Origin of the sequence: Streptomyces sp. NPDC006372, from assembly GCF_040612515.1 — a bacterium.
Taxonomy (GTDB): Bacteria; Actinomycetota; Actinomycetes; order Streptomycetales; family Streptomycetaceae; genus Streptomyces.
The window spans coordinates 249,001-275,086 of record NZ_JBEXQJ010000004.1; the positions used below are offsets into that span (position 1 = coordinate 249,001).

The 26,086-nt window shown below is 72.8% G+C and carries 26 protein-coding genes; 20 read left to right on the top strand and 6 right to left on the bottom strand.

The window, feature by feature from the left end; genetic code table 11:
- The first annotated feature begins 38 nt into the window (after positions 1-38).
- From ABZ016_RS10645 to ABZ016_RS10720, 16 genes are all read left to right on the top strand, one after another.
- Positions 39-1,694, top strand: coding sequence for a polyamine aminopropyltransferase (locus ABZ016_RS10645; RefSeq protein ID WP_356916183.1), 1,656 nt, complete (start codon positions 39-41; stop codon positions 1,692-1,694).
- A gap of 114 nt (positions 1,695-1,808) precedes the next feature.
- Complete coding sequence (locus ABZ016_RS10650) at positions 1,809-2,717, top strand: SRPBCC domain-containing protein (RefSeq protein WP_356916184.1); 909 nt, start codon at positions 1,809-1,811, stop codon at positions 2,715-2,717.
- Positions 2,718-2,790: 73 nt separating this feature from the next.
- Positions 2,791-3,579 (top strand): aldose 1-epimerase, encoded by a 789-nt coding sequence (locus ABZ016_RS10655; protein ID WP_356916185.1) that lies wholly within the window; start codon positions 2,791-2,793, stop codon positions 3,577-3,579.
- Between the two features lie 10 nt (positions 3,580-3,589).
- Positions 3,590-4,138 (top strand): orotate phosphoribosyltransferase, encoded by a 549-nt coding sequence (pyrE, locus tag ABZ016_RS10660; protein WP_356916186.1) that lies wholly within the window; start codon positions 3,590-3,592, stop codon positions 4,136-4,138.
- Between the two features lie 158 nt (positions 4,139-4,296).
- Positions 4,297-5,328 (top strand): class II fructose-bisphosphate aldolase, encoded by a 1,032-nt coding sequence (gene fbaA / locus ABZ016_RS10665; RefSeq protein WP_356916187.1) that lies wholly within the window; start codon positions 4,297-4,299, stop codon positions 5,326-5,328.
- A gap of 72 nt (positions 5,329-5,400) precedes the next feature.
- A complete protein-coding gene (locus tag ABZ016_RS10670) occupies positions 5,401-6,867 on the top strand; it encodes an MFS transporter (protein WP_356916188.1) in 1,467 nt (488 codons plus the stop codon).
- A 168-nt stretch (positions 6,868-7,035) separates the two neighbouring features.
- A complete protein-coding gene (locus ABZ016_RS10675) occupies positions 7,036-7,449 on the top strand; it encodes a DUF3151 domain-containing protein (RefSeq protein ID WP_356916189.1) in 414 nt (137 codons plus the stop codon).
- Between the two features lie 155 nt (positions 7,450-7,604).
- Positions 7,605-8,435, top strand: coding sequence for a tryptophan 2,3-dioxygenase family protein (locus tag ABZ016_RS10680; RefSeq protein WP_356916190.1), 831 nt, complete (start codon positions 7,605-7,607; stop codon positions 8,433-8,435).
- Positions 8,428-9,624 carry a kynureninase gene (gene kynU, locus ABZ016_RS10685; protein ID WP_356916191.1) on the top strand — a complete coding sequence of 399 codons (1,197 nt, stop codon included), beginning with the start codon at positions 8,428-8,430 and terminating at the stop codon, positions 9,622-9,624. Before ABZ016_RS10680 ends, kynU begins: the two co-directional genes overlap by 8 nt.
- A gap of 124 nt (positions 9,625-9,748) precedes the next feature.
- Positions 9,749-10,615 carry an alpha/beta hydrolase gene (locus ABZ016_RS10690; RefSeq protein ID WP_356916192.1) on the top strand — a complete coding sequence of 289 codons (867 nt, stop codon included), beginning with the start codon at positions 9,749-9,751 and terminating at the stop codon, positions 10,613-10,615.
- Between the two features lie 165 nt (positions 10,616-10,780).
- Entirely contained in the window at positions 10,781-11,782 is a 1,002-nt protein-coding gene (locus tag ABZ016_RS10695; RefSeq protein WP_356916193.1) for an alpha/beta hydrolase, read from the top strand.
- A complete protein-coding gene (locus tag ABZ016_RS10700) occupies positions 11,775-12,983 on the top strand; it encodes an acyltransferase (protein WP_356916194.1) in 1,209 nt (402 codons plus the stop codon). The genes ABZ016_RS10695 and ABZ016_RS10700 overlap by 8 nt, the downstream gene beginning before the upstream one ends.
- Positions 12,976-14,331 carry a sensor histidine kinase gene (locus tag ABZ016_RS10705; protein ID WP_356916195.1) on the top strand — a complete coding sequence of 452 codons (1,356 nt, stop codon included), beginning with the start codon at positions 12,976-12,978 and terminating at the stop codon, positions 14,329-14,331. The genes ABZ016_RS10700 and ABZ016_RS10705 overlap by 8 nt, the downstream gene beginning before the upstream one ends.
- The gene (locus ABZ016_RS10710) at positions 14,328-15,011 is read left to right on the top strand and encodes a response regulator transcription factor (RefSeq protein WP_356916196.1); all 684 of its coding nucleotides are present in this window, start codon (positions 14,328-14,330) and stop codon (positions 15,009-15,011) included. The genes ABZ016_RS10705 and ABZ016_RS10710 overlap by 4 nt, the downstream gene beginning before the upstream one ends.
- A 102-nt stretch (positions 15,012-15,113) precedes the next feature.
- On the top strand, positions 15,114-16,457 hold the full coding sequence (locus ABZ016_RS10715; protein ID WP_356916197.1) for a histidine kinase: 1,344 nt from the start codon (positions 15,114-15,116) through the stop codon (positions 16,455-16,457).
- Entirely contained in the window at positions 16,454-17,119 is a 666-nt protein-coding gene (locus tag ABZ016_RS10720) for a response regulator transcription factor (protein WP_356916198.1), read from the top strand. Before ABZ016_RS10715 ends, ABZ016_RS10720 begins: the two co-directional genes overlap by 4 nt.
- A 46-nt stretch (positions 17,120-17,165) precedes the next feature.
- Here ABZ016_RS10720 and ABZ016_RS10725 read toward each other — a convergent pair whose 3' ends face one another.
- On the bottom strand, positions 17,166-17,543 hold the full coding sequence (locus ABZ016_RS10725) for an SH3 domain-containing protein (protein ID WP_356916199.1): 378 nt from the start codon (positions 17,541-17,543) through the stop codon (positions 17,166-17,168).
- A gap of 136 nt (positions 17,544-17,679) precedes the next feature.
- Between ABZ016_RS10725 and ABZ016_RS10730 the strand changes: the two genes are divergently transcribed.
- Complete coding sequence (locus ABZ016_RS10730; RefSeq protein WP_356916200.1) at positions 17,680-18,885, top strand: cytochrome P450; 1,206 nt, start codon at positions 17,680-17,682, stop codon at positions 18,883-18,885.
- Here the strand turns inward: ABZ016_RS10730 and ABZ016_RS10735 are convergent.
- From ABZ016_RS10735 to ABZ016_RS10745, 3 genes are read right to left on the bottom strand one after another with little or no spacing between them, the layout of a single operon-like run.
- Positions 18,869-19,093, bottom strand: a complete 225-nt coding sequence (locus ABZ016_RS10735) for a hypothetical protein (RefSeq protein WP_356916201.1) — start codon at positions 19,091-19,093, stop codon at positions 18,869-18,871. The genes ABZ016_RS10730 and ABZ016_RS10735 overlap by 17 nt on opposite strands.
- 45 nt (positions 19,094-19,138) lie before the next feature.
- The gene (locus tag ABZ016_RS10740; protein ID WP_356916202.1) at positions 19,139-20,743 is read right to left on the bottom strand and encodes an ABC transporter permease; all 1,605 of its coding nucleotides are present in this window, start codon (positions 20,741-20,743) and stop codon (positions 19,139-19,141) included.
- Positions 20,740-21,654: an ABC transporter ATP-binding protein gene (locus ABZ016_RS10745; protein ID WP_356916203.1), complete on the bottom strand. Its 915-nt coding sequence runs from the start codon at positions 21,652-21,654 to the stop codon at positions 20,740-20,742. The genes ABZ016_RS10740 and ABZ016_RS10745 overlap by 4 nt, the downstream gene beginning before the upstream one ends.
- A gap of 74 nt (positions 21,655-21,728) precedes the next feature.
- Between ABZ016_RS10745 and ABZ016_RS10750 the strand changes: the two genes are divergently transcribed.
- Together ABZ016_RS10750 and ABZ016_RS10755 are read left to right on the top strand one after the other, a co-directional pair.
- Complete coding sequence (locus tag ABZ016_RS10750) at positions 21,729-22,226, top strand: MarR family transcriptional regulator (protein ID WP_356916204.1); 498 nt, start codon at positions 21,729-21,731, stop codon at positions 22,224-22,226.
- Between the two features lie 53 nt (positions 22,227-22,279).
- On the top strand, positions 22,280-22,894 hold the full coding sequence (locus ABZ016_RS10755) for a Uma2 family endonuclease (RefSeq protein WP_356916205.1): 615 nt from the start codon (positions 22,280-22,282) through the stop codon (positions 22,892-22,894).
- 1 nt (position 22,895) lies between these two features.
- Here the strand turns inward: ABZ016_RS10755 and ABZ016_RS10760 are convergent, their stop codons facing one another.
- Positions 22,896-23,780 carry a diacylglycerol kinase family protein gene (locus ABZ016_RS10760; RefSeq protein WP_356916206.1) on the bottom strand — a complete coding sequence of 295 codons (885 nt, stop codon included), beginning with the start codon at positions 23,778-23,780 and terminating at the stop codon, positions 22,896-22,898.
- A gap of 184 nt (positions 23,781-23,964) precedes the next feature.
- Here ABZ016_RS10760 and ABZ016_RS10765 point away from each other — a divergent pair, with 184 nt between their 5' ends.
- Positions 23,965-25,248 carry an adenylosuccinate synthase gene (locus tag ABZ016_RS10765; protein ID WP_356916207.1) on the top strand — a complete coding sequence of 428 codons (1,284 nt, stop codon included), beginning with the start codon at positions 23,965-23,967 and terminating at the stop codon, positions 25,246-25,248.
- Between the two features lie 67 nt (positions 25,249-25,315).
- Here the strand turns inward: ABZ016_RS10765 and ABZ016_RS10770 are convergent, their stop codons facing one another.
- Positions 25,316-25,966, bottom strand: a complete 651-nt coding sequence (locus ABZ016_RS10770) for a hypothetical protein (RefSeq protein WP_356916208.1) — start codon at positions 25,964-25,966, stop codon at positions 25,316-25,318.
- Between the last annotated feature and the right edge of the window lie 120 nt (positions 25,967-26,086).

Here is a 26,086-nt window from a genome sequence, read left to right on the forward strand (position 1 = left end):
TGACGAACCGCAGTCGAGGTGTGACGTAACGTCGCAGAGTGATCGAGCCGCACGCGCCCGCCCCGCCCGGTGCCCCGCCGCCCTGGACCGCCCCGGGCTGCCCCGGCGGCCCGGCGCGACTGCCCGTCCGGCCGGGCACCGGACGGTTCCTGGTCCTCGCGGGTGTGTTCGTTTGCGCGGCCTGCGGACTCGTGTACGAACTGGAACTGGTCGCCCTGGCCTCGTACCTGATGGGCGACTCGGTCACCCAGGCGTCCGTCGTGCTGTCCGTCATGGTCTTCGCGATGGGCATCGGCTCCCTCGCCGCGAAGCGCCTGCGCGGGCTCGCCGCGGCCGGTTTCGGCGCCGTCGAGGCGGCCCTCGCCCTCGTCGGCGGGTGCAGCGCGATGGCCCTGTACGCGGTCTTCGCCTGGACCGGCGGCTGGGGCGGTGTGTGGGCCGGCGGGCCGCGCTGCTTCCTGGTCGCCTTCTCCCTCGCGACCGGACTGCTCATCGGCGCCGAAGTGCCGCTGCTGATGGAGCTGATCCAGCGCATCCGCCGCCAGGACGCGGGCGGCGCGGTCGCGGACCTGTTCGCCGCGGACTACGTCGGTGCCCTGGTCGGCGGTCTCGCCTTCCCCTTCCTCCTGCTGCCGTTCCTCGGGCAGCTCACCGGCGCGCTGCTCACCGGAGCCGTCAACGCGGTCGTCGGCGGTGCGCTGGTGCTCGGCCTGTTCCGCCGGGACCTCACCCGGCGCGCCCGCTGGCTGCTGCTGCTGCTCAACGCCTTCGTGCTCGCGGTCCTCGCCTCGGCCACCGTCCTCGCCGACGACTTCGAGCGGGCCGCCCGGCACGCGGTGTACGGCACGGACGTACGCGTGGCGCTCCGGACCGGCGTGCAGGAGGTGGTCCTCACCGGCGGTACGGAGGGCCGGACCCTCGACCTGTTCCTCGACGGCCGGCTGCGGGTCAGCGGGCGCGACGAGCTGCGCTACCACGAGGCCCTCGTGCACCCCGCCATGACCGGGCCGCACGCGCGCGTGCTGGTGCTCGGCGGCGGCGACGGCCTGGCGGCGCGCGAGGCGCTGCGGTATCCCGGCGTGGACCGGGTCGACGTCGTCGAAGTCGACGACGAGGTGGTCCGGCTGGCCCGCACCGACCCGGCCCTGTCCGCGCTGAACCGACACGCCTTCGGCGACCCGCGGGCGCACGTGACCACGCAGGACGCCTTCGGCTGGCTGCGCGGCGCGCCCCCGGCGGCGTACGACGTCGTCGTCTCGGATCTGCCGGACCCGGGCATCACGGCGAGCACGAAGCTGTACTCGCAGGAGTTCTACGGGCTTGCGCGGCGGGTGCTGGCGCCCGGTGGGCGGCTCGTGGTGCACGCCGGGCCCGTCGCGTCCAGTCCCCGGGTGTTCTGGACGGTGGAGGCGACGGTCCGCGCGGCGGGCTTCCGCACCGCCCCGTACGGCACGGGCGGCCGCCGCGCCGGTTTCGCCGTCGGACCCGACCGCACCCCCGCCGACCGCTCCCGGGCACCCCGGGACTGGGGCTTCATCCTGGCCGCCCGCACGGAGCCGCGACCGCGCCTCGACCCGGGCGGTCCGCGGCCGTACGTCCTGACGGGCGCCTCCCTCGCGGCGGGGGAGCGGGCGGCGCGCGGGACGCGGATCCCGGGGCTGCCCGCGTCGACGCTGGTGCACCCGCGCTACTGAGCGGGCCTGGGGCGGGCTGAGGGGCCGGGGAGCATACGCCCGGCGGGGGCCTGTCGGGTGCGAATCCCCAAGCCGGGGGTGCGTTTCGGCCTGTGCTGGGTAGAGTCCGTCCACATGGAGCACGAGGTGTTCGTTCCGGTCCCGGCCGAGCGGCTCAGAGAGGTGCTGGACGACCCTGCGCGGGTCGCCCGGGCGGTTCCCGGGCTCCAGCAGGACGCCGGCGCCGAGCCCGTCACCGGGCGGCTGAAGATCCGCGTCGGCAGCCACTCCGTCACCTACCGGGGCACCGTACGGGTCACCCGGCGGGACGACGGGGCCTACGCCGTCGAAGGGGAGGCGGAGGAGTCGCGAGGCAGCGGCTCGGTCACGCTCGCGCTGCGGATCGCCCTGCGGGAGGCGGAGGACGGCGCGACGGTCGTCTTCGAGGGGACGGCTTCGGCGGACGGGCGGATCGAGGACCTCCCGGCGGACCAGGTCGAGGGCGCCGTCACCCGGCTGCTGAACCGTTTCGTGGAACACCTCGCCGAGGCGGCCCCGGAGACGACCACGCCCGCCGCCACCCAGGACTTCGAGCCCCGCGCCACGACGAACCACGAAACGACCCCGGACGCGGACGACCCCCCACCCCCGCCTCCGGCGCCGGCCGCAGCGGACGAACAGCCCGAGGGGCCGGCCCGGCCCGGCGACGAGCCTCCCGCCGCCGACGACGACACCTCACCCTCCGAGCCCCCTTCCGTTCAGGGACCCGGTGTTCCGGTGTCTCCTCTCCGTCCCCGGAGTGAGGGCGTCGAGGACGGCGACGAGGATGACGACGGTGTCGCCGAGGCGGCGCATGCGCGGCGGACGATGATCGGGCGCAGTGCCGAGGAGGTCGATCACGCGCCGCCGCGCGGGCGGTACGCGCCGGTGCCCGCGCCGCAGACCGTGACGGCTCCCGCCCCGCTGCGCTGGGCGGCCCCCGCGGCAGCGCTCGCGCTGGCGTCGGCCGTCGTGGCGGTCCGGGCCCTGCGCAGGCGCCGCTGAGACACGCCGCCCGCACCGCCGGAACAGCCCGCACCGCACCAGGCCCTCTTGATCACACCAGTAGGGTCGTCCCGTGAGTGACGAAGACATCACGCTGACCGCGGGCGACGCGGAGGTGACCGTGCAGCCGGGCAACGGCGGCCGGGTCGGAGGGCTGCGGATCGGCGGCGTGGAGGTGCTCCGGCAGGGGGAGCGGTTCGGCTGCTTCCCGATGGTGCCGTGGTGCGGCCGGATCCGGGACGGACGGTTCCTGGACGGCGCCGCCGTGCGGCAGATGCCCCTCAACGCCCCGCCGCACGCCATCCACGGCACCGCCCGCGACAGCGCCTGGCGCACCGCCCGCACGAGCACGGCCGAGGCCGTCATCACCCACGAGCTCGCCGACCCCTGGCCCCACAAGGGCCGCGTCACCCAGGTCGTCGCCCTCACCGAGGACGCGTTGACCCTCACCATGTCCGTCGAGACGTACGACTCGTCCTTCCCGGCGCAGATCGGCTGGCACCCGTGGTTCAACCGGAACCTCGGCGGCGAGGACGTACAGCTCGACTTCGACCCGGCCTGGCAGGAGGAACGCGGCGACGACCACCTGCCCACCGGCAACCGCGTCGACCCGAAGCCCGGCCCCTGGGACGACTGCTTCGGGATGCCCGGCGGCGTCGACGTCACCCTGACCTGGCCCGGGCAGCTGGAGCTGAAGGTGGCGAGCCGCCAGGAGTGGGTCGTCGTCTACGACGAGCAGGACGCCGCCGTGTGCGTGGAGCCGCAGACCGGCCCGCCCAACGGCCTCAACACCCTGCCGCACCTGGTCACGCCCCTGGAGCCGCTGGAGGCCACCACAACCTGGAGCTGGCGCCGCCTCTAAGCTGGGCGGCATGACGGACACACGCGGCGCGCTGCTGCAGCAGATCAAGGACAAGGCCGTGGTGCACGGCAAGGTGACCCTGTCGTCGGGTCTGGAGGCCGACTACTACGTCGACCTGCGCCGCGTCACGCTCGACGGCGAGGCCGCCCCGCTGGTCGGGCAGGTGCTGCTGGACCTGACCGCGGAGCTGGACTTCGACGCCGTCGGCGGTCTCACGATGGGCGCCGACCCGGTCGCCGCCGCCATGCTGCACGCAGCCGCCGCGCACGGGAAGCGCCTGGACGCCTTCGTCGTACGGAAGGCCGCGAAGGCGCATGGCCTGCAGCGACGCGTCGAGGGCCCGGACATCGCCGGCCGCCGCGTGCTGGTCGTCGAGGACACCTCCACCACCGGCGGCTCCCCGCTCACCGCCGTCGAGGCCGTGCGCGAGGCCGGGGCCGAGGTCGTCGCCGTCGCGACGATCGTCGACCGGGCGACCGGCGCCGCCGAGAAGATCCAGGAGGGTGCCGGTGTGCCGTACCTCTTCGCGTTCTCCAAGGACGAGCTGGGCCTGGACTGACCAGGGCCTGACCAGGGACTGACCAGGGCGTGGACGGTGGCCTGGACCTTCCGGCCAAGTCTGGAAAGATGGGGCCGACGATGACGTCGCATCCCAAGGTCTAGGTCAGGGCCGTAAAGAACGCAGTACGCCAACCCGCAGATACAAGGAGCGGACGCATGCCCATCGCAACTCCCGAGGTCTACAACGAGATGCTGGACCGGGCGAAGGCAGGAAAGTTCGCCTACCCGGCCATCAACGTGACCTCCACCCAGACCCTGCACGCGGCCCTGCGCGGTTTCGCTGAGGCGGAGAGCGACGGCATCGTCCAGATCTCCACGGGTGGTGCCGAGTTTCTGGGCGGCCAGTACAACAAGGACATGGTCACCGGCGCGGTCGCCCTGGCCGAGTTCGCGCACATCGTCGCCGAGAAGTACCCGGTGAACGTCGCGCTGCACACGGACCACTGCCCGAAGGACAAGCTCGACGGGTACGTACGTCCGCTGCTGGCGCTCTCCCAGAAGCGCGTCGAGGCCGGTCTGAACCCGCTGTTCCAGTCGCACATGTGGGACGGCTCCGCCGAGACCCTGGCCGACAACCTCTCCATCGCCCAGGAACTGCTGGAGATCGCCCGCGCCGCGAAGATCGTCCTCGAGGTGGAGATCACCCCGACCGGTGGCGAGGAGGACGGCGTCTCCCACGAGATCAACGACTCCCTGTACACCACGGTCGACGACGCGATCCGCACCGCCGAGGCCCTCGGCCTGGGCGAGAAGGGCCGCTACCTGCTGGCCGCGTCCTTCGGCAACGTGCACGGCGTGTACAAGCCGGGCAACGTCGTGCTCCGTCCCGAGCTGCTGAAGGAGCTGAACGAGGGCGTGGCCGCCAAGTACGGCAAGGCCGCCTCCCCCGGCCCCTTCGACTTCGTCTTCCACGGCGGCTCCGGCTCCACGGAGGAGGAGATCCGCACCGCCCTGGAGAACGGCGTCGTGAAGATGAACATCGACACGGACACCCAGTACGCGTTCACCCGCCCGGTCGCCGACCACATGTTCCGCAACTACGACGGCGTCCTGAAGGTCGACGGCGAGGTCGGCAACAAGAAGACCTACGACCCGCGCACCTGGGGCAAGCTGGCCGAGGCCTCCATGTCCGCGCGCGTCGTCGAGGCCTGCGGCAACCTGCGTTCCACCGGCACGAAGATCAAGTAGTCCGGTTCGCCCGCGTCGAGCCCGGCACCTCCTGTGGTGCCGGGCTCTGCTGTCTGTCCGTATGCTCCCTGCATGCCCGATGTCCGGCTGGCCTCACCGCAGGGCAAGTGGATCCTGCTCACCACCGTCCTCGGCTCCAGCATGGCCATGCTGGACTCGACCGTCGTCAACGTGGCCCTGCCGCGCATCGGCCGCGACCTCGACGCGAGCCTCTCGGCCCTGCAGTGGACGGTCAACGCGTACATGGTCACGCTGGCCGGGCTGATCCTGCTGGGCGGGGCGCTGGGGGACCGGTTCGGGCGGCGGAAGGTGTTCGTCGTCGGTGTGGTGTGGTTCGCGGCGGCGTCCCTGTTGTGCGGGATCGCGCCGAACGCCGGGGTGCTGATCGCCTCGCGGGCGTTGCAGGGAGTGGGCGGTGCGCTGCTCACGCCCGGGTCGCTGGCGCTGATCCAGGCGTCCTTCCACCCTGACGACCGGGGACGGGCGGTGGGCCTGTGGTCCGGGTTCGGCGGGATCGGGGCGGCCGTCGGGCCGTTCGTCGGCGGCTGGCTGGTGGACGGACCGGGCTGGCGATGGGTGTTCCTGCTGAACGTGCCCGTGGCGCTGGTGTGCGTGCCGGTGGCGCTGCGGCACGTGCCCGAGTCGGGCGGTGAGGGGGCCCGCGGCCGGTTCGACGTGCTCGGTGCCGTCCTCGGCGCGGTGGCGCTGGCGTTGCTGACGTACGCGTTGATCGAGGCCGGCGGGGGCGGCCTGACGGTCGCGGTCACGGCGGTCGGCGGGGTGGCGGCGGCCGTGGGGTTCGTGGTCGTCGAGCGGCGCCGGGCCGAGCCGATGATGCCGCCGGACATCTTCTCCTCGCGCCAGTTCACGGCGGTCAACCTCGTCACGCTGTGCGTGTACGCGGCGCTCGGCGGGTTCTTCTTCCTCGCGGCTCTTCAGCTCCAGGTCGTCGTGGGCTACTCGGCCCTCGGGGCCGGTACGGCGCTGCTGCCGACGACCGTGCTGATGCTGCTGCTGTCGGCGCGGTCCGGGGAGCTGGCCGACCGGATCGGGCCGCGGGTGCCGCTCACGGTGGGGCCGCTGCTGTGCGCGGCCGGGATGCTGCTGATGCTGCGGGTCGGCCCCGGGGCGTCCTATCCGGCCGACGTGCTGCCGGCGCTGGTGGTGCTCGGACTGGGCATGGTCACGCTGGTGGCGCCGCTGACGGCGACGGTGCTGGGGTCCGTGGATGTCGCGCGGGCCGGGCTGGCCAGCGGGATCAACAACGCGGCGGCCCGGGCGGCGGGGCTGGTGGCGGTGGCGGCGTTGCCGTTGCTGGCGGGGATGGGGGAGGAGGCGTACCGGGAGCCGGCGGCCTTCGACGCGGCGTTCGGGCGGGCGATGGGGTGGTGCGCGGGGGCGCTGGTGGTGGGGGCGGCGATCGCGGCGGCCACGGTGCGCAGGCCGCCGCCCGGGTGCAAGCGGCCGGAGTGTCTGCGGCACGGGGGTGTCACGGCGCCGCCGCTGGAGGGGGAGCCGGTGCGGAAGCGGTTGGGGTAGGAGCCGGGGCGTTCGGGCTGAGGCCGGGGCGTTGCGCGACCCGGCGCTGCGGGGTGCCGCTGCGCCCACCCTCCCCCAAGCTCTCGGCTTCGCTCGAGCAGGGGGCACCCCCATCGCCCCAGCGGCACGCATGCCCGCAGCTGGGTTTGATGGCGCAGACTTGACCCCATGTCCATTCACGAGAACCTCCTCGGGGGCCCGCCCCCGACCCACCTCCCCGACGACCCCGGCCCCCGGGAACTGCTCGCGTCGGGTGCCTCCTCGGTCGAGGTCGCGGCAGCGCACCCCACCTCCTCACTCGCCTGGGCGCAGCTCGCCGACGAGGCGTACGAGCGGGGCGCGACCGTGGAGTCGTACGCGTACGCCCGTACGGGCTACCACCGCGGCCTGGACGCGCTGCGCCGCAGCGGCTGGAAGGGCCACGGCCCGGTGCCCTGGGAGCACGAGCCGAACCGCGGCTTCCTGCGTGCCCTGCACGCCCTCGCCCGCGCCGCGCAGGCGATCGGCGAGCAGGAGGAGTACGAGCGCTGCTCCCAGTTCCTGAAGGACTCCTCGCCGACGGCGGCGCAGGTCCTGGGCTGATCAGCGGTCCGTGTGTGTGAGGTCCGTCCGCCCCGGGCGGGCGGACCTTGCGGTTTCGGGGGACGATTGCGGAAGATGCCCCCTGGGGACCGGGGCCCCCGTGTCGGATTCGGCAGGGGCGGACCGCTACCCGGAGTTATCTGCAGGAGACAGCGATGTCCCACGAGGCTCACGAGCCCGAGACCCCGCATCTCGATTTCGCCGGCACGACGCCGTACGAGGACTACGTCAAGGCGGACGTGCTCACCCACCTCCAGCACACCCTCTCCGACGACCCCGGAGAGATGGTCTTCCTGGTCACGACCCAGGTGATGGAGCTGTGGTTCACCGTCATCGTCCACGAGTGGGAGACGGCGGCACAGGCGCTGCGCGGAGACGACGTACCCACCGCGACCGCCGCGCTGAAGAGGTCCGTCCGCGAGCTGGAGGCGCTCAACGCCTCCTGGAAGCCGCTGGCCCAGCTCACGCCGGCCCAGTTCAACTCGTACCGCAGCGCTCTCGGCGAGGGCTCCGGCTTCCAGTCGGCGATGTACCGGCGGATGGAGTTCCTGCTCGGCGAGAAGTCCGCGTCGATGCTCGTCCCGCACCGGGGCGCGCCGCGCGTGCACGCCGAGCTGGAGAAGGCGCTGCACGAGCCGAGCCTGTACGACGAGGCCGTGCGGCTCCTCGCGCGGCGCGGGTACGACGTCCCGGAGTCCGTGCTGCGGCGGGACGTGGCGCTGCGCTACGAGCCGTCGCCGGAGGTGGAGGCGGCCTGGACGGCCGTCTACTCGGGTGACGAGAGCGACGAACTCGCCCGGCTCGGCGAGGCGTTGAGCGATGTCGCCGAGCTGGTGTGGCGCTGGCGCAACGACCACCTGGTCGCCACCCGCCGCGCCATGGGCGCCAAGACCGGCACGGGCGGCTCCGCCGGGGTGGCCTGGCTGGAGAAGCGGGCGCAGAAGAACGTGTTCCCCGAGCTGTGGACGGCGCGGTCCTATGTCTGAACCGGGGTCTGAGCTCGCGGTACGTGCGGAGAAGCTGGACGCCGCCGACGAACTGCGCGGCAGCCGCGACGGGTTCGTGCTGGACGAGGTCGTCTACCTCGACGGCAACTCGCTGGGCGCGCTGCCGGCGGTCGTCCCCGGCCGGGTCGAGGACGTCGTCCGCCGCCAGTGGGGCGAGCTGCGTATCCGTTCCTGGGAGGAGAGCGGCTGGTGGACCGCGCCGGAGCGGATCGGTGACCGGATCGCCCCGCTGGTCGGGGCGGCGTCCGGGCAGATCGTGGTCGGGGACTCGACGAGCGTCAACGTCTTCAAGGCGCTCGTGGGTGCGGTGCGGATGGCCGGGGAGGGCCGTGACGAGCTGCTCGTCGACGCGACGACCTTCCCGACCGACGGGTACATCGCCGGGTCCGCGGCCCGGATGACCGGCTGCACACTGCGGCCGGTGGCACCGGCGGACGTGCCGGGCGCGCTGGGCGACCGGACCGCCGCCGCCCTCCTCAACCACGTCGACTACCGCACCGGCCGGCTGCACGACCTGCCGGCGCTGACGGCCGCCGTGCACGAGGCGGGTGCGGTCGCCGTCTGGGATCTGTGCCACAGCGCGGGCGCGCTGCCGGTGGGACTGGACGAGCACGGGGTCGATCTTGCGGTCGGCTGCACCTACAAGTACCTGAACGGCGGGCCGGGTTCGCCCGCGTACCTGTATGTGCGCCGGGGCGTGCAGGACCGTTTCGACTCCCCGTTGCCCGGCTGGAACTCGCACGCCGAGCCGTTCGGGATGCGGAGCGAGTACGAGGCGGCCGCGGGAGCCCTGCGGGGCCGGGTCGGCACGCCGGACATCCTCTCCATGCTGGCCCTGGAGGCGGCCCTGGAGGTGTGGGACGGGGTGTCCGTCGAGGCGGTGCGGGCCAAGTCCCTCGCGCTGACGGACTTCTTCCTGGAGTGCGTGGCGGAGTATGTGCCCGAGGGCCGGGTCGAGTGCCTGACGCCGGTGGCGCACGGGGAGCGGGGCAGTCAGATCGCCCTGCGCTGTCACGACGCCGGTGCCGTGATGAAACGGCTGGTCGAGCGGGGTGTGGTCGGCGACTTCCGGGCGCCGGACGTGCTGCGCTTCGGCTTCTCACCGCTGTATGTGGGCTTCGCCGACGTGGAGCGGGCGGCGCGGGTGCTGGCGGACACGCTGGCGTGAGTCCTGCGTGGCGAACGGCCCCCGCCGCCGCGGGGGCCGTCGCTTCCGGCGTGCCTGATACCGTCCCGGCGGGCGGCAGACCTGCTGGTCCGCCAGATACGTTTCATCGCTGAGAGGTTGGAGCATGACGGACGACGTCGCAGCAGCACGGGCCGCTGCCGAGGAGAAGTCGGTGTTCTCCCACGCGCCCGTCGACCCCGACGCCACCGCCGCCTACGGCGACCACCCCGACCAGGTGATCGACTTCTACGCCCCGCGCGAGGGCAGCGGCCCGGGCGGGGCCGCCCCGGTCGTGGTCGTCCTGCACGGCGGGGTGTGGCGGGCACCGTACGACCGTTGGCACATCAGCCCCTTCGCGGAGTTCGTCGCCCGGCACGGGTTCGCCGTGGCCAGTGTCGAGTACCGGCGCGGTGGTGACGGCGACGGCGTCGCCGGCCGCTGGCCCGACACCCTCGACGACGTCGCCGCCGCGCTGGACGCCCTCCCGGCGTTCGTACGGGAGCTGTTGCCGCAGGCCGACCCGCGCCGTACCGTCCTCACCGGCCACTCGGCGGGCGGGCAGCTCGCGCTGTGGGGCGCCGCCCGGCACGTCCTGCCGGCCGACTCGCCCTGGCGCACCCCCGTCCCGGCCGCCCTGCGCGGGGTGGTCGCCCTCGCCCCGATCGCGGACTTCGCCGTCGCCCACAAGCTGGACGTGTGCGGCGGCGGTGTACGTCAGTTCCTGGGCGGGGACGAGCACTTCGACGAGCGGCGGCCTTACGCCGACCCGGCGCTGCTGCTGCCCAACGGCATCGCCACGACCCTCGTGCAGGGCCGTGCCGACCTCGACGTGCCGCAGGTGGTCACCGAGGCGTACGCGGACGCGGCGGCGAAGGCGGGGGAGATGGTCGGGGTGACCCTGCTGGAGGGGGTCGGGCACTTCCCGCTCATCGACCCGGCGGCGGACGCCTGCGCGGTGGTGGTCGAGGAGATCGAGCAACTGGCCTGGTGAGCGGCGCTCCCGGCGGCACCCCGAGAACCCGCCCCGGTCATCCCCGTAGTACCTGAGAGCTACGCCGCAGATGCATCCCCCGGTGTGACGCGGACGACGACCCCCGCTTCGTAGCTTTCCTTCCAACGCAGGCCCGATGGCCGGGTGCGGTGGAGGGGGACGACCGTGGGGTTCGCATCGAAGTACCGTCGTGGCGAGGGGGTTCGGCGCCGTGCGGGGCGATGGCGGCGTGCCGCGCTGGCGGCGCTCGTCGCCGGTGCGGTGGTACTCCCGCTCTCCGCGGCCGTGCGGCCGGAGATCCCTGCTCCGCCGCCCGCCTCGCTCGCCCCTCTCGACGCGTCGACCCTCGACGAGGCGTACGCGGCCAACCGTGCGAACGCCACCGAAGCGGCCCGGATGGCGGCCGCCCACCACGACCGGGACCGCGCCGCGACGGACCGTTCCCTGGCCGCCCCGGCCCGGCATCTCCTGGCGTTCGACGGCCGCGGCTCCGGCCGGGTGACGGAGGTCCTGGGCGACCTCGGCCGGGCCGACCGCATCGCCGTCCTGGTCCCCGGCTCCGACACGAGCCTCGACACCTACGGCCGGTTCCACGCGGCCGCCGCCGCCCTGTACGGGCAGCTCGTCCGGCAGGCCCCGGCGGGCACGCGCACCGCGGTCGTGGCCTGGCTGGGCTACGAGACACCGGGCACGGTCAGCACGACGGTCACCACGACCGGCAGGGCGGAGCAGGCGGCCCCGCACCTGCGCGCGCTCGTCGCCGGCCTGCGGGCCACCGCGGGCACCGGGCCGCGCCTCTCGCTGCTGTGCCACTCCTACGGCTCGGTCGTCTGCGGGCGTGCGGCCGCCGGGCTCGCCGTCGACGACATCGCGCTCGTCGGCAGCCCGGGCACCGGCGCGGACTCCGCCACCGCCCTGCACACCCGGGCCCGCGTCTGGGCGGCCCGGGGCGGCGACGACTGGGTGGAGAACGTCCCGCATGTCAGCACCGACCTGTTCGGGACCACCGTCGGCTTCGGCACCGACCCGGTCTCCCCGGCCTTCGGCGCCCGGGTCTTCGCGGCGGGCGACGGCGGCCACAGCGACTACTTCCGTCCCGGCTCGACCTCCCTCACCAACCTGACCCGGATCGTCCTGGGCGAGACCGAGGCGGTGACCCATGACTGACACCGGTGTGCACCGGATCGAGGGTGCTCTGCGGCGCGGCGCCGACCGGGTCGGCAAGGCCACCCCGCCCGACCGCGACCGGGCTGTGGACGCCCTGCGTGCCGCCGCGGTCCTCGGCGTCGTCCTCGGCCACTGGCTGGTCACGGCCCTGGTCTCCGACGGCCGTGCCCTGCGCACGGCGAGCCCGCTGCAGCACATGCCGTGGCTGACGCCCGTCTCCTGGTTGTTCCAGACCCTCGCCGTGTTCTTCCTGGTCGGCGGCCATGTCGCCACCCGCGGCCATACCTCGGCCCGGGCCCGTGGCATCCCGTACCACCAGTGGCTGACGGGCCGTCTGAGCCGGTTGTTCAAGCCGGTAGCGGCCGTCCTCAGCCTGTGGACCGTGGTCGCGCTCGCCCTGCTGCTGTCCGGCGCGGAGTTCGGGACGGTCCGCACCCTGGTCAAACTGGCCCTGTCCCCGCTGTGGTTCCTGGTGGTGTTCGCGGCGCTGACGGCGGCGACCCCGCTGCTGGCCCGGCTCAACCCGCTCTGGCCGCTGGCCGTCGTCCTGCATGTGGATGTTCTGCGGTTCGGCCTCGGCGGGCCCTCCTGGCTGGGCTGGGTGAACGTGGCGGCGGGCTGGATGGTGCCCTACACGCTGGGCGCGGCCTGGACCCGGGGCGAGCTGGAGCGGCCCCGGGCGGGCTGGGTGCTGCTCGCCGGCGGTGCGGCGGCGACCGTGGGGCTGGTCACGCTCGCGGGCTATCCGGCGTCGATGGTCGGCGTCCCCGGGGAGGGCGTGTCCAACCTCGATCCGCCGACGCTGGCCGTCGTCACCTTCGGGCTGGCCCAGTGCGGTCTCGCCCTGCTGCTGCGCGAGCGTCTGCGCCGGGCGATGCGCCGGCCCGTGGCGTGGGCGGCGGTGGCGCTCGTCAACCTCTCCGCGATGACCGTCTTCCTCTGGCACCAGACGGCCCTGATGGCCACGACGGCCACCGGCCTCCTCGCGGGCCGGCTCCCCGGACTGCACACCCGGCCGGACGACCTCGGCTGGGTCGGGGCCCGGCTCCTGTGGCTGCCCGTGTTCGCCTTGGCGCTCGCGGTCTGCTGGGCCGCCTTCCGGACCTTCGAGCGGGGCGGCGGGCCGGACCGCGCCTCTCGGGTGGTGCGGTCGCACCGCCCGTCCGGCCGGGGTACGGCGGCGAAGGCGCGTCATGTCTAGGCTTGGCCGGGTGACGGACTCGGGGGTGGGCCGCGCGCTGCGGGCGCGGATCGTGGGCTGGCTGCGGGTGCTGCGTGACGACCTGTGGACCCTGCGGGCGGATCCGCTGCCGCCCTCCACATGGCTGCGCTGGCTGCCGCACGGCGTGCTGTGCCTGGCCGCGTTCGGGATCACCTTCGGCGGCACGGGCGACATGAACGACAACGGCCATCTGGCCCCCGGTCTGGCCCTCGTGATCGCGGTCGCGCAGGGCGGCGCCGTGGTGCTGGGCCTCTGGCGACCGGTCCCGGCGTGGTGGCTGACGATGGGCGCCTTCGTCGTGGGTGCCGTCACGTTGCGCGGTCAGCTGGGTTTCGACCTGGAGACCTACACCTGGCCCTGGACCGCGGCGGGGATCATCGGCCTGCTGCTCGTGCTGCTGCTGCTCGCCCTGCGGGTGCCCACCCGGGCGTCGATAGCGGCACTGGCCGTGACGGTGCTGCTCACCTTCGGCTTCGAGTCCCTGCTGACCGGGGAGGACTACGACGACACGGGCGCGATCGCGGTCCCGCTGTCCGTCGTCGTCGTGGTCGTCGGCACCGCCCTGCGCGGCCGCCGCGAGGCCCGCGCGCAACTCGTCGAGCAGACCACGCTCACCGCGGAGGAGCGCACCCGGCGCACCCTGCTGGAGGAGCGCAGCCGCATCGCGCGGGAGCTGCACGACGTGGTGGCCCACCACATGTCGGTCATCTCCATCCAGGCCCAGGTCGCCCCGCACCTCGTCGAGAACCCGCCCGACGAGCTCAAGGAGAACCTCGCGGGCATCCGGCAGAACGCGCTGGAGGCGCTGACCGAGCTGCGCCGGGTGCTGGGCGTGCTGCGCTCGGAGCACACCGGCCCGGGAGGGCCGCTCAGCGACCACGCCCCGCAGCCCACGCTCGACCGGCTCGACGCCCTGGTGGAGAACACCCGGGCCGCGGGCCGCGAGGTCACCACCGAGATCAACGGCGAGCGGCGTCCGCTGCCGCCCGGCGTGGAGCTGTCGGCGTACCGGATCGTGCAGGAGGCACTGAGCAACGTCCTGCGGCACGCGCCCGGCGCGAGCGCCAAGGTCCTTCTCACCTACCAGGCGGACGGCCTTGAGGTGGAGATAACCAACTCCCGGCCGACCGGACCCGCACCGCCGTCGAGGGGGGCGGGGCACGGACTGCTCGGGATGCGGGAACGCGTAGCGATGCTCGGTGGCACCATGACGGCGCACCCGTGGCACTGGGACGGCTTCAAGGTCACCGCGTTCCTTCCCGACACCCCGCCCGCCGACGGCCCGGGCACCGACCACACCAAGGCCCCCAGGAGAGGAACCACATGACGAGCGGCACCGGCGACCCCATCCGGGTCCTCATCGTCGACGACCAGGCGATGGTCCGGCAGGGCTTCACCGTGCTGCTCGGCACCCAGCCCGACATCGAGGTCGTCGGCGAGGCGAAGGACGGCGCGGGCGGTATCGCGAAGGCCGCCGAGACCGCCCCGGACGTCGTCCTCATGGACATCCGCATGCCCGGCATCGGCGGCATCGAGGCCACCGAGCACATCACGGCCGCGCACCCGGACATCAGAGTGCTGGTGCTCACCACCTTCGACCTCGACGAGTACGTCTACGACGCGCTGCGCGCCGGGGCCTCCGGGTTCCTGCTGAAGGACGCGTCGTCGGATCAGCTCGCCGAGGCGGTCCGGGTGGTGGCGGCCGGGGAGGCACTGCTCGCCCCGGTCATCACCCGCAAGCTGATCGCCGAGTTCTCCCGGCTGGACGACCGGCCCCGCGCCCCGCTCAAGGAACGGATCGGCGACCTGACCGAGCGGGAGACGGAGGTGCTCGCCCTGATCGCGCAGGGCCTGTCGAACGCGGAGATCGCCCGGCACCTGTTCGTCGCCGAGCAGACGGTGAAGACCCACGTGGGCCGGATCCTGGTGAAGCTGGGCCTCAGGGACCGGACGCAGGCGGCGGTGTTCGCGTACGAGTCGGGGCTGGTGCGTCCGTCGGGGTACTGAGGCCGGGCCCCTTGGTTCCTCCCCGTAGTACCTGAGGGGGACGCCGAGGAACCCCTCTCACAGGGGACGACCGGGACACGGGGCGCGCTTACCGTTCTGTACGTGACCGAGACGACTCACATACAGACCACGCCGCCGGGAAACGGGGCCAGGTCCCGCAGTCCGGAGTACCGGGTGGCGGTGGACTCCCTGCGCGGACTGCGCGAGGACCTCTTCCACGGCGCCTTCGCCTACCGGCCGCTGCAGGGCCGCCGCACGGACGGGCGGATCGTCCGCCGGCTGCCGGGCCGCCTGCGGGAGCACGCGACCTGGCTGCCGCATGCCCTGATCATCGCGGCGGCCCTCATCACCCTGGCCTTCTCCACGGTCGACACCAGCGGCCCGGCCCTGCTGCTCGGTCTGCTGTGCGCGATTCCCGTGCTGCTGACCATGGTGCGGCCCGTCGGCGCGTTCTGGGCGTCCATGATCTCCACCCCGATCGCCTCCGTGCTCGGCAGCCGCTGGGGCGAATGGCCCTGGGCGGCCGGCAGTTTCGTCTGCCACCTGACCGTGCTGACGGTCGTGGCGATACGCACCCGGCCGCGCACGGCAGCGTGGATGTGGGCGCTGACGGCGCTGTACGCCGCCCTGGCGGACACCGGTATCGGCCCGACCTACTACGAGTACGGCAGCAATTCCGGTGGCATGCTGATCATTTCGGCGATGATCCTGCTCTGCGTCACCGTCTGGCACACCCGTCGGCACGCCGAGCAGGAGGTCACCGCCCAGCAGACGGTCACCGCGCACGAGCGCTCCCGCCGCACCCTGCTGGAGGAGCGCACGACGATCGCCCGCGAGCTGCACGACGTCGTCGCCCACCACATGTCGGTGGTCGCCATCCAGGCGGAGGCCGCGCCCTACCGGGTGGAGAACCCGCCGCCGGAGCTGGAGAAGGCGTTCGCCACGATCCGGGAGAACGCGGTGGCGGCCCTGACGGAACTGCGCCGCGTCCTGGGTGTCGTCCGCGCCGAGGACTACGAGGCCCCGGACGCCCCGCAGCCGACCCTCGCCGACCTGGAGGCGCTGCTGGCCAATGTGCGGGAGGCCGGGCTGAGCGTCGACAAGGTGGTGACCGGCGCGGTGCGCGAGCTGCCGCAGGGCGTGGAGCTGTCGGCGTACCGCATCGTGCAGGAGGCGCTGAGCAACTCCCTGCGGCACGCGCCGGGCGCGACCGCCCGGGTCGAGATCGGATACGTTCTCGGCGGCCTGGGCCTGCGGATCGTCAACGGCCCGCCGCCGAACCCGAGCCTGATCAAGCCCTCGCCCGGCGCGGGGCACGGCATCACGGGCATGCGGGAACGCGTGTCGATGCTGAACGGCGAGATGACGGCGGGCGGCACGGACGAGGGAGGCTACGAGGTGGCGGTGTTCCTGCCGGTCGCCCTGCCGGACGAGGGTGACGCATGACCATCCGGGTGCTGATCGCGGACGACCAGATGATGGTGCGCGAGGGCTTCTCGGTCCTGCTGAACGCGATGCCCGACTTCGAGGTCGTCGGCGAGGCGGTGAACGGCCGGGAGGCCGTCGCCAAGGTCCGCGAACTCGCCCCGGACGTCGTGCTGATGGACATCCGCATGCCCGAGCTGAACGGCATCGAGGCGACCCGCGAGATCGTCGCCGCCGACGGCACGGCGAAGGTGCTGGTGCTCACCACCTTCGACCTCGACGAGTACGTGTACCAGGCGCTGCGCGCGGGAGCCTCCGGCTTCCTCCTCAAGGACGCCTCGGCCCGCCAGCTCGCCGACGGCGTACGGGTGGTGGCGTCCGGGGAGGCGCTGCTGGCCCCGTCGGTGACCAGGCGCCTGATCACCGAGTTCTCCAAGCTCTCCGAGACCCCGCGCCTCATGCCCTCCGCGCAGGCGGCGTACGGGGAGCTCACCGAGCGGGAGACGGAGGTGCTGGTCCTCATCGCGCAGGGCCTGTCGAACGCGGAGATCGCCGAGCGGCTGGTGGTCGCCGAGTCGACGATCAAGACGCACGTCAGCCGGATCCTGGTGAAGCTGGGGCTGAGGGACCGTACGCAGGCGGCGGTGTTCGCCTACGAGGCGCGGCTGGTGACGCCGGGCTAGGACGCCGCCCGCGGGCCCTCAGGCCCGGGGCGACGCGGGGGCCTGGTCAGTCCAGCTGCATCGGGACGCAGTCGCTCACGTACGACTTCGAGACCCAGCCGGTGGTGCCCTTGGCGATGCCGCTCCTGGACTTCTGGCCGAGCTTCAGCTTGATCCAGGAGCCCTTGGTGGCGAGCTTCTTGCCCCAGTCGTTCTTGTGGAGGATCCCCTTGGACGCGTAGCCGGTGCCCGCGCCCGTGCGGAAGTTCACGCCACTGCCCTTGTAGACGTAGTAGTAGACCTTCGGCTTGCACGGCATCTCGGCGGCGGTGGCGGCCGGGGCGCCGGCCGCCACCGCGCCGGCGGTCAGCGACAGGGCGAGCATGGCCGAGGCGGCCAGTCGGGCGGGGACGCGGGTACGGAGCTTGGCTCGCTGCTGAGTCATGAACTTCTTTCTGTGCGAAGGCAGTTGCCGCTCAGGCGGCACACCCAGCTTAACGATCTTCGTTTCACCGAACCGTCTCGACCGCGTGAAGGAACACCCCTGGTCAGTGAAGGGGATGTGGGGCTAGCGTCCCGGCATGGCTGCCGTATTCGACCCGTGGGACCCGGCCTTCCTCGCCGACCCGTACCCCGCCTACGCCGAGCTGCGTGCCCAGGGCCGCGTGCACTGGTTCGAGCCCACGCACCAGTGGCTCGTCCCGCACCACGCGGACGTCTCGGCGCTGCTGCGCGACCGGCGCCTGGGCCGGACGTACCAGCACCGGTTCACCCACGAGGAGTTCGGCCGCACCGCGCCCCCGCCGGAGCACGAGCCGTTCCACACGCTCAACGACCACGGCATGCTCGACCTGGAGCCGCCGGACCACACCCGGATCCGGCGCCTGGTGTCGAAGGCGTTCACACCGCGCACGGTGGAGCGGCTGAAGCCGTACGTGCGCGGGCTGGCGGACGAGCTGGCCTCGAAGCTGGTCTCGGCGGGAGGCGGCGACCTGCTGAAGGACGTCGCCGAACCCCTGCCGGTGGCGGTGATCGCCGAGATGCTCGGCATCCCGGAGTCCGACCGCGCCCCGCTGCGCCCCTGGTCGGCCGACATCTGCGGGATGTACGAGCTGAACCCGTCCGAGGAGACGGCGGCGAGGGCGGTCCGGGCGTCGGTGGAGTTCTCCGACTACCTGCGGGAGCTGATCGCGGCCCGCCGCGAGGAGCCCGGCGAGGACCTGATCTCGGGTCTCATCGCGGCCCACGACGAGGGCGACCGCCTCACCGAGCAGGAGATGATCTCGACGGCGGTCCTGCTGCTGAACGCCGGCCACGAGGCCACGGTGAACGCCACGGTCAACGGCTGGTACGCCCTGTTCCGCGACGAGGCGCAGCTGTCGGCCCTCCGCGCGGACCACTCCCTGATCCCCTCGGCGGTCGAAGAGCTGATGCGCTACGACACCCCGCTCCAGCTCTTCGAACGCTGGGTCCTGGACGAGATCGAGATCGCCGGCACGACGATCCCGCGCGGCGCGGAGGTCGCCCTGCTCTTCGGCTCCGCCAACCACGACCCGACGGTGTTCAAGGACCCGTCCCGCCTCGACCTGACCCGCTCCGACAACCCCCACATCTCCTTCAGCGCCGGCATCCACTACTGCATCGGCGCGCCGTTGGCACGGATCGAGCTGGCGGCCTCCATGACGGCCCTCCTGGAGAAGGCCCCGGCCCTCCGCCTCGCCGAGGAGCCGCAGCGGAAGCCGAACTTCGTGATCCGCGGGCTGGAGGGGCTCAGCGTCGTGGTCTGAGACGCCGGAGCAGGGCCCAGACCGTCAGGGCGGCGGCGACCCCGCCGAGGACCGCCAGCGGCAGTTCGGCGTAGAGCACGGACCAGTCCGGGGCCGCCTCGAACCGCCAGAGCCGCTTCCGGACGTCGACGGCCCACACCGCGAGTCCCGCGCCCGCACCGACGGCCGCGGTCAGGCACCCCGCCGCGGCCTGCGTACGTTGTCCCATGCCCGGCATGGACGCACGCGGGCCGCTGCGAGTTCCCGCCGCCGCTCAGGTCGTCATGTCCCGCCTCCGCAACCCCGCGAGCCCCCCGGCCACCAGCACCACCGCCAGCCCGGTCAGCACCAGAACCGGCCCCCACTCCATGGATCCTCCCGGCAGCTTCGGCAGCTGCCCGAAGGGCGAGACGTCCAGTACCGCCTGCGGTACGTCCAGTGCGGGCCCGACCCAGCCGATCAGCAGCACCGCCCCCGCGACACCCCAGGCCGCCACGGCCGCCCTGGGCAGTACGCCGTACAGCAGGACCGCCAGCCCGCCGATCACCCACACCGCCGGCAGCTGCACCAGGCACGCCCCCAGGACGGGGCCGGTCTGCTTGCCGTAGCCGGCGGCGAAGCCGAGGCCGGCCAGCATCATGATGAGCGCCGATCCGCCGAAGGCGATCACCAGATGTCCGGCGGCCCAGCGCAGGCGCCCGACCGCGTTCGCCAGGAGCGGTTCCGCCCGGGCCGACGTCTCCTCGCCGTGCAGGCGCAGCACCGAGGCGACGATGTAGAGCGCCGCGACCATGCCGAGCATCCCCACCATCGACGCCAGGAACGCGTCCGTCAGCCCGGACTGCCCGCCCATCCGCTCGAAGATCCGCCGGGCGCCCGCGTTGTCCCCGACCAGGTCGGCCGCGCCCTCGGTCATGCCGCCGTAGACGGCCCCGGCGAGGAAGAAGCCGATGCTCCAGCCCAGCACGCTGCCCCGCTGCAAGCGCCAGGCCAGGGCGCCGGCGGTGCCCAGACGGCCGGTCGCCGGTCCCGGCCGGGTGGGCAGGAAGCTCATGCCGATGTCCCGGCGGCCGGCCAGCCCGTAGGCCACCGCGCCCTGGAGGCCGACCGCCCCGGCGAGCAGCGCCAGCAGCCACCAGCGTTCGTCCGCGTAGGGCCGCAGGTTCTCCAGCCACCCCAGCGGTGACAGCCACGTCAGCACCGACGAGCCGTCGTCCCTCGCCGAGTCGCCCGCCGCGCGCAGCACGAAGGCGGCGCCCAGCACCGCCGACGCCAGCCCTCGGGCCAGCCGTGCGCTCTCCGTCAGCTGCGCGACGATCGCCGCCGTCGTGGCCAAGACCATCCCGACCCCGGCGATCCCGAGTCCCAGGGCCAGGGCGCCGGTCGTGCCGTGTCCGGCCAGGCCCGCCGTCACCAGCAGCGCCAGGACCGCGTTCGCGACCGCCGCCGCGAGCAGGGCCGCCGTGAGGGAGGCCCGGCGGCCCACCATCCCCGACGCCACCAGCTCCTGACGGCCGCTCTCCTCCTCGTCCCGGGTGTGCCGTACGACGACCAGCAGGCTCATCACGGCGGCCAGGGCGCCCGCGTAGACGCCGACCCGCCAGGCCGTCAGGGCGCCCAGCGACTCGCCGAAGACCGGGCCGACCATCGCGCGCAGGGAGGAGTTGGTCTCCATCTGGCGGATCAGGTCGGCGCGTTCGGCGGTGGTGCCGTACAGGCCCTCCAGCGTGCCCGGCATGGAGAGGACCATCAGGGCGTTGACGCCGACCCACACCGGGATCATCAGCCGGTCGCGGCGCAGCGCGAACCGCAGCAGCGTGCCCGTACCGGCCAGCTGGCGGGAGCTCGCGGGCCGTACGGCGAAGGTGGTGGTCGTCATCGGGCGGCCGCCCCGTCCGTCTCGGCGGCCTCGTCCTGGTAGTGCCGCAGGAACAGTTCCTCCAGCGTCGGCGGCGTCGACGTCAGCGACCGCACGCCCGACTCGCTGAGGGACCGCAGGACGGCGTCCAGCCGGTCGGTGTCGACCTGGAGCCGGACGCGGCGGCCCTGTATGTCGAGGTCGTGCACGCCGGGCAGCGCCGACAGCCCGTTGGGCGGGCCCGCGAGTTCGGCGACGACGCTGGTGCGGGTCAGATGCCGCAGGTCGGCGAGCGACCCGCTCTCGACCGTACGGCCCTTGCGGATGATGCTCACCCGGTCGCACAGCTCCTCGACCTCGCTGAGGATGTGGGAGGAGAGCAGGACGGTGCGGCCCCGGTCGCGCTCCTCGGTGACGCACCGCTGGAAGACCTCCTCCATCAGCGGGTCCAGACCCGAGGTCGGCTCGTCCAGGATCAGCAGGTCGACGTCCGAGGCGAACGCGGCGACCAGGGCGACCTTCTGCCGGTTGCCCTTGGAGTAGGTGCGGCCCTTCTTGGTGGGGTCGAGTTCGAACCGCTCGACCAGCTCCGCCCGGCGCCGGGGGTCGAGGCCGCCGCGCAGCCTGCCGTACAGGTCGATGACCTCGCCGCCGGAGAGGTTGCGCCACAGCGTCACGTCCCCGGGGACGTAGGCGATACGGCGGTGCACCTCGACCGCGTCCGCCCAGGGGTCCCGGCCGAGCACCTGTGCGGCGCCCGAGTCGGCGCGCAGCAGTCCGAGCAGGACCCGGATGGTGGTGGACTTTCCGGCCCCGTTCGGGCCGAGGAAGCCGTGGACCTCGCCGGAGTCGACCTCCAGGTCGAGCCCGTCGAGTGCGTGCGTCCGCCCGAAGGACTTGTGCAGCCCGGAGACGGTGATGGCCTTCGTCATGCTTCAGAACGTACGCTTCCTTCAGAAATTTGTGAAGTTAAGGAAGCGTATGAATCCCGGATAGGATGAACCGTATGACGGAATCAGCCAGGAGCGCGCGGGACACGGAGGCCGTGTCGAGGTTCGTCGAGTCCTTCGCCGCGCAGCTCGTCGAGGCCGGGATGCCACGGATGCCCGCCCGGGTGTTCGTGGCGCTCCTGTCCTCCGACGAGGGTTCGATGACCTCCGCCGACCTGGGGGAGCAGTTGCGCATCAGCCCCGCCGCGGTGTCCGGGGCGGTGCGCTACCTGGCGCAGACGCACATGGTCTCGCGCGAACGGGAGCCGGGCTCGCGCCGCGAGCGCTACCGGGTGCGCGGCGACCAGTGGTACGAGGCCCTGACCAACCGCGACGCGGTGCTGAAGCGCTGGGAGGGTGCCCTTCGCGAGGGCGTCACGAGCCTCGGCCCGGATACCCCGGCCGGCCGCCGCCTCTCCGAGACCCTCGCGTTCTTCGAGTTCCTCCAGGGAGAGGTCGCGTCGATGATGGAGCGCTGGCGCGTGCACCGGGAGAAGACGTTCGGGCCGGAGTGACCACTCGACTACATTGAGTGGCGCCTGGTCCGTGTCGAAGGGGAGGGCGCATCATGACACTCATGGCAGAGCGACCGGTGATGAGCGGCACCAGGCCCCGCAGCGACTTCGAGGAACTCCTCGACCTCCTCGACGAGCTGAACGTGCCCGACGGCTTCAAGGCCGAGATCGTCAGGGGGAGCATCGTCGTGTCGCCGTGGTCGAAGGGGTACTACTGGCGCGTCATGCGTCTGGTGTGCAGCCAACTGGAGCCGCATCTGCCCGAGCGGCACGTGATCGAGCGTTCGCCGTTCCTGTACGTCTTTCCAGGGCACGAGCGGGCCTTCGGCCCGGACATCCATGCGGCCCATGAGCGCGTCTTCGAGACGGAGAGCAACCAGTTGGACGGCGAGAGCCTGTCCTTCGTCGCCGAGCTGACCTCCCCCTCCACCCGGACCGACGACCTCACCGACAAGGCCGAGGTCTACGGCAAGGCGGGTGTCCCCGTCTACCTGATCCTCGACATGCGGAAGCAGCAGGCCATCGTCTACGGGTCCCCGTCGGCGAAGGGGTACGAGCTCCGGCTCTCCAAGCCCTTCGGTGAGAAGCTCGACATCCCGGACCCGTTCGGCTGCACCCTCGACACCACCGGTTTCCAGGCCCCCGTGGAGGACGAGGCCGAGGGCTGACTCACGGCACCGCCGGCACCGTCAGCCCCCACGCACCCTCCCGCACCTCCCACGTCCGGGTCCGCACCGGCCCCGACACCACGGTGTCCGCCCGGTACCGGAAGTGCGCCCCCGACACCGTCACCGTCCGGCCCTCCGCGAGCAGCGGAGACGCCTCGGCGCCCACCGACACCGGACGGACCTCCACCGCGGCCACCCCGGAGGCCGAGGGCGACACCGACACCGCCTCCACCGGCTGGTGCAGGTCGACGAGGGTCTCGCCGTCGACCTCGACCCGCAGCCGGGAGGGGCCCGGCTCGGGCGCGGAGGCGAGCCGGGACGGGCGGCCGGCCGGGACCAGGGTGCGCACCAGGTACTGGCAGGTCCGTAGCCAGGGCCGGGTCGCCACGGCCTCCTCGGCCTCCTCGGCGTCCTCGCCGTCCAGGGTGTCCGGCGCGGCGGTCACCGGCGGTATGCGCAGCGCGCCGAGCACCACCCCGCCGCTGTCGTCGACCATCAGGTCCATCCGCCGCTCGACCCCGTCGAGCACCGCCCGCGCCGCCGCCACCGTCCCCGGCGGCACCCCCAGCGAGCGGGCGAGGGACCGCGCGCCCCCGACCGGCACCACCGACAGTGCGCATCCGGCCAGCTCCCGATGCCGGTGCAGCAGCGCCACCGCGCGGATCAGGGCCCGGTCGTCACCCACCACCACCGGGCGCCGCGAGCCCCGCCGGGCCAGCGCCCGGGCGAACTCCTCCGGCCCTTCCGGAAGGCACAGCTTCACGGCCGCACCCGCTCCGAGCACGTCTTTCGCTATCCGAACGGACTCGCCGTCCGACCGACGGGCGACCGGGTCGACCACCACCAGCAGCTGCTCGGACGTCGTGGAAGTCGCCACCTCGGCCATGCCTCGCTTCCTCGGGTAGCATCTTTGTGCAAGAGCCCCTTGCGCTATTGCGCCAGGGGCTTCGTCTATTCCGGGGCATCCGGTCCGACGGTTGGCGGCCAACGGCGGTCGCGGTGCACGCGGCGGAGATCTCCGCGTTCGCCCTCGACCATGGACATGCCCCGCCCGGAAGGGGTGTACGCGCGTGCCCGCACTTGTGCTGCTCGGTGCTCAGTGGGGTGACGAAGGCAAGGGAAAGGCCACCGACCTTCTCGGTGGCTCCGTGGACTATGTGGTGCGCTACCAGGGCGGCAACAACGCCGGCCACACGGTGGTCGTGGGTGACCAGAAGTACGCACTGCACCTCCTCCCTTCCGGAATCCTGTCCCCCGGCTGCACGCCGGTCATCGGTAACGGCGTCGTCGTCGACCCGTCGGTCCTGCTCTCCGAGCTGAGCGGTCTGAACGAGCGTGGCGTCGACACGTCCAAGCTCCTCCTCAGCGGAAACGCGCACATCATCACGCCGTACAACGTCACGGTGGACAAGGTGACCGAGCGCTTCCTCGGCAAGCGCAAGATCGGCACCACCGGGCGCGGCATCGGCCCGACCTACGCCGACAAGATCAACCGGGTCGGCATCCGCGTGCAGGACCTGTACGACGAGTCGATCCTCACGCAGAAGGTCGAGGCGGCCCTCGACGTCAAGAACCAGGTCCTCACCAAGCTCTACAACCGGCGCGCCATCGCCGTGGACCAGGTGGTCGAGGAGCTGCTGGGCTACGCCGACAAGCTCGCGCCGTACGTCGCCGACACCGTCCTGGTGCTCAACCAGGCGCTGGAGGAGGACAAGGTCGTCCTGTTCGAGGGCGGCCAGGGCACGCTCCTCGACATCGACCACGGCACGTATCCCTTCGTCACCTCCTCGAACCCGACCGCGGGCGGCGCCTGCACCGGCGCCGGCGTGGGCCCGACGAAGATCAGCCGGGTCATCGGCATCCTCAAGGCGTACACGACCCGGGTCGGCGCCGGTCCGTTCCCGACCGAGCTGTTCGACGACGACGGTGAGGCGCTGCGCCGCATCGGCGGGGAGCGCGGTGTCACCACCGGCCGTGACCGCCGCTGCGGCTGGTTCGACGCGGTCATCGCCCGCTACGCGACCCGCGTGAACGGCCTGACGGACTTCTTCCTCACCAAGCTGGACGTCCTGACCGGCTGGGAGCAGATCCCCGTCTGCGTCGCCTACGAGATCGACGGCAAGCGCGTCGAGGAGCTCCCGTACTCCCAGACCGACTTCCACCACGCCAAGCCGGTCTACGAGATGCTGCCGGGCTGGAGCGAGGACATCAGCAAGGCCAAGTCCTTCACCGACCTGCCGAAGAACGCCCAGGCGTACGTGAAGGCGCTGGAGGAGATGTCCGGCGCCCCGATCTCCGCGATCGGCGTGGGCCCGGGCCGGGACGAGACGATCGAGATCAACTCGTTCCTGTAGGCCGCCGCTGCGCCCCGGTGCCCCTCGTGGTCACCGGGGCGTTCTGCTGCCCCGGGTCGGAGCCCGGTCAGCTGAACACGATCATCGACCCCTGCGCCAGACTCCGCGTCACCGCCGCGTGCAGCCCCAGCCACACGTGTCGTTCGCGGGCGAAGGGGCTGGGGTCGTACGGGGCGGGGACGGCGGGTTCTTCCAGTTCCGTGGGGGCCAGTGGCGGCTGGGGGGCCGCCGGGGGGTTGGCCGGGTCGATGCCGAGGGCGGGGGCCACCACCTCCAGCTCCCGGAGCAGGGCGTGCGAGGAGCCCAGGGGGCCGCCGCCCGCGAGCAGGTCGTCGTCGGCGAGCGGGGTGGGGAAGTCGACGGGGACGTACGCGCCCGCGTGGTCGTAGTGCCAGACGAGGTGCGACTGCTGGGCCGTCGACTCGAACATCTCCAGCAACTGCTCGTAGTCACCACCGAGTTCGTCCACCGGCGTCACCGGCAGACCGCACACCTGGAGCAGGTAGGAGCGGCGCAGGAAGTGCAGCGCGTCGTAGTCGAAACCGGCGACCGGGGCCACGTCGCCCGACAGGCCCGGCATGTACTGGTACACCGGCACCGGGGGCAGCCCGGCCTCGGCGAGCACCTTGTTGTATTGCGCGAGTTCCTCGGCGAACGGGTTGTCCGGCGTGTGGCACAACACGTCCACGAGCGGTACCAGCCACAGGTCACAGGCCAAAGAAGGCTCCTCGCTCAGCTCGGTGGTCGGGTGGCACGGTGAGCAGAAAGGGTATCGGTGCTGCACGGCAGTGGCTTCTGTCGTGCATGTCCCATACCCAGACGAACGGAAGCGACGCGG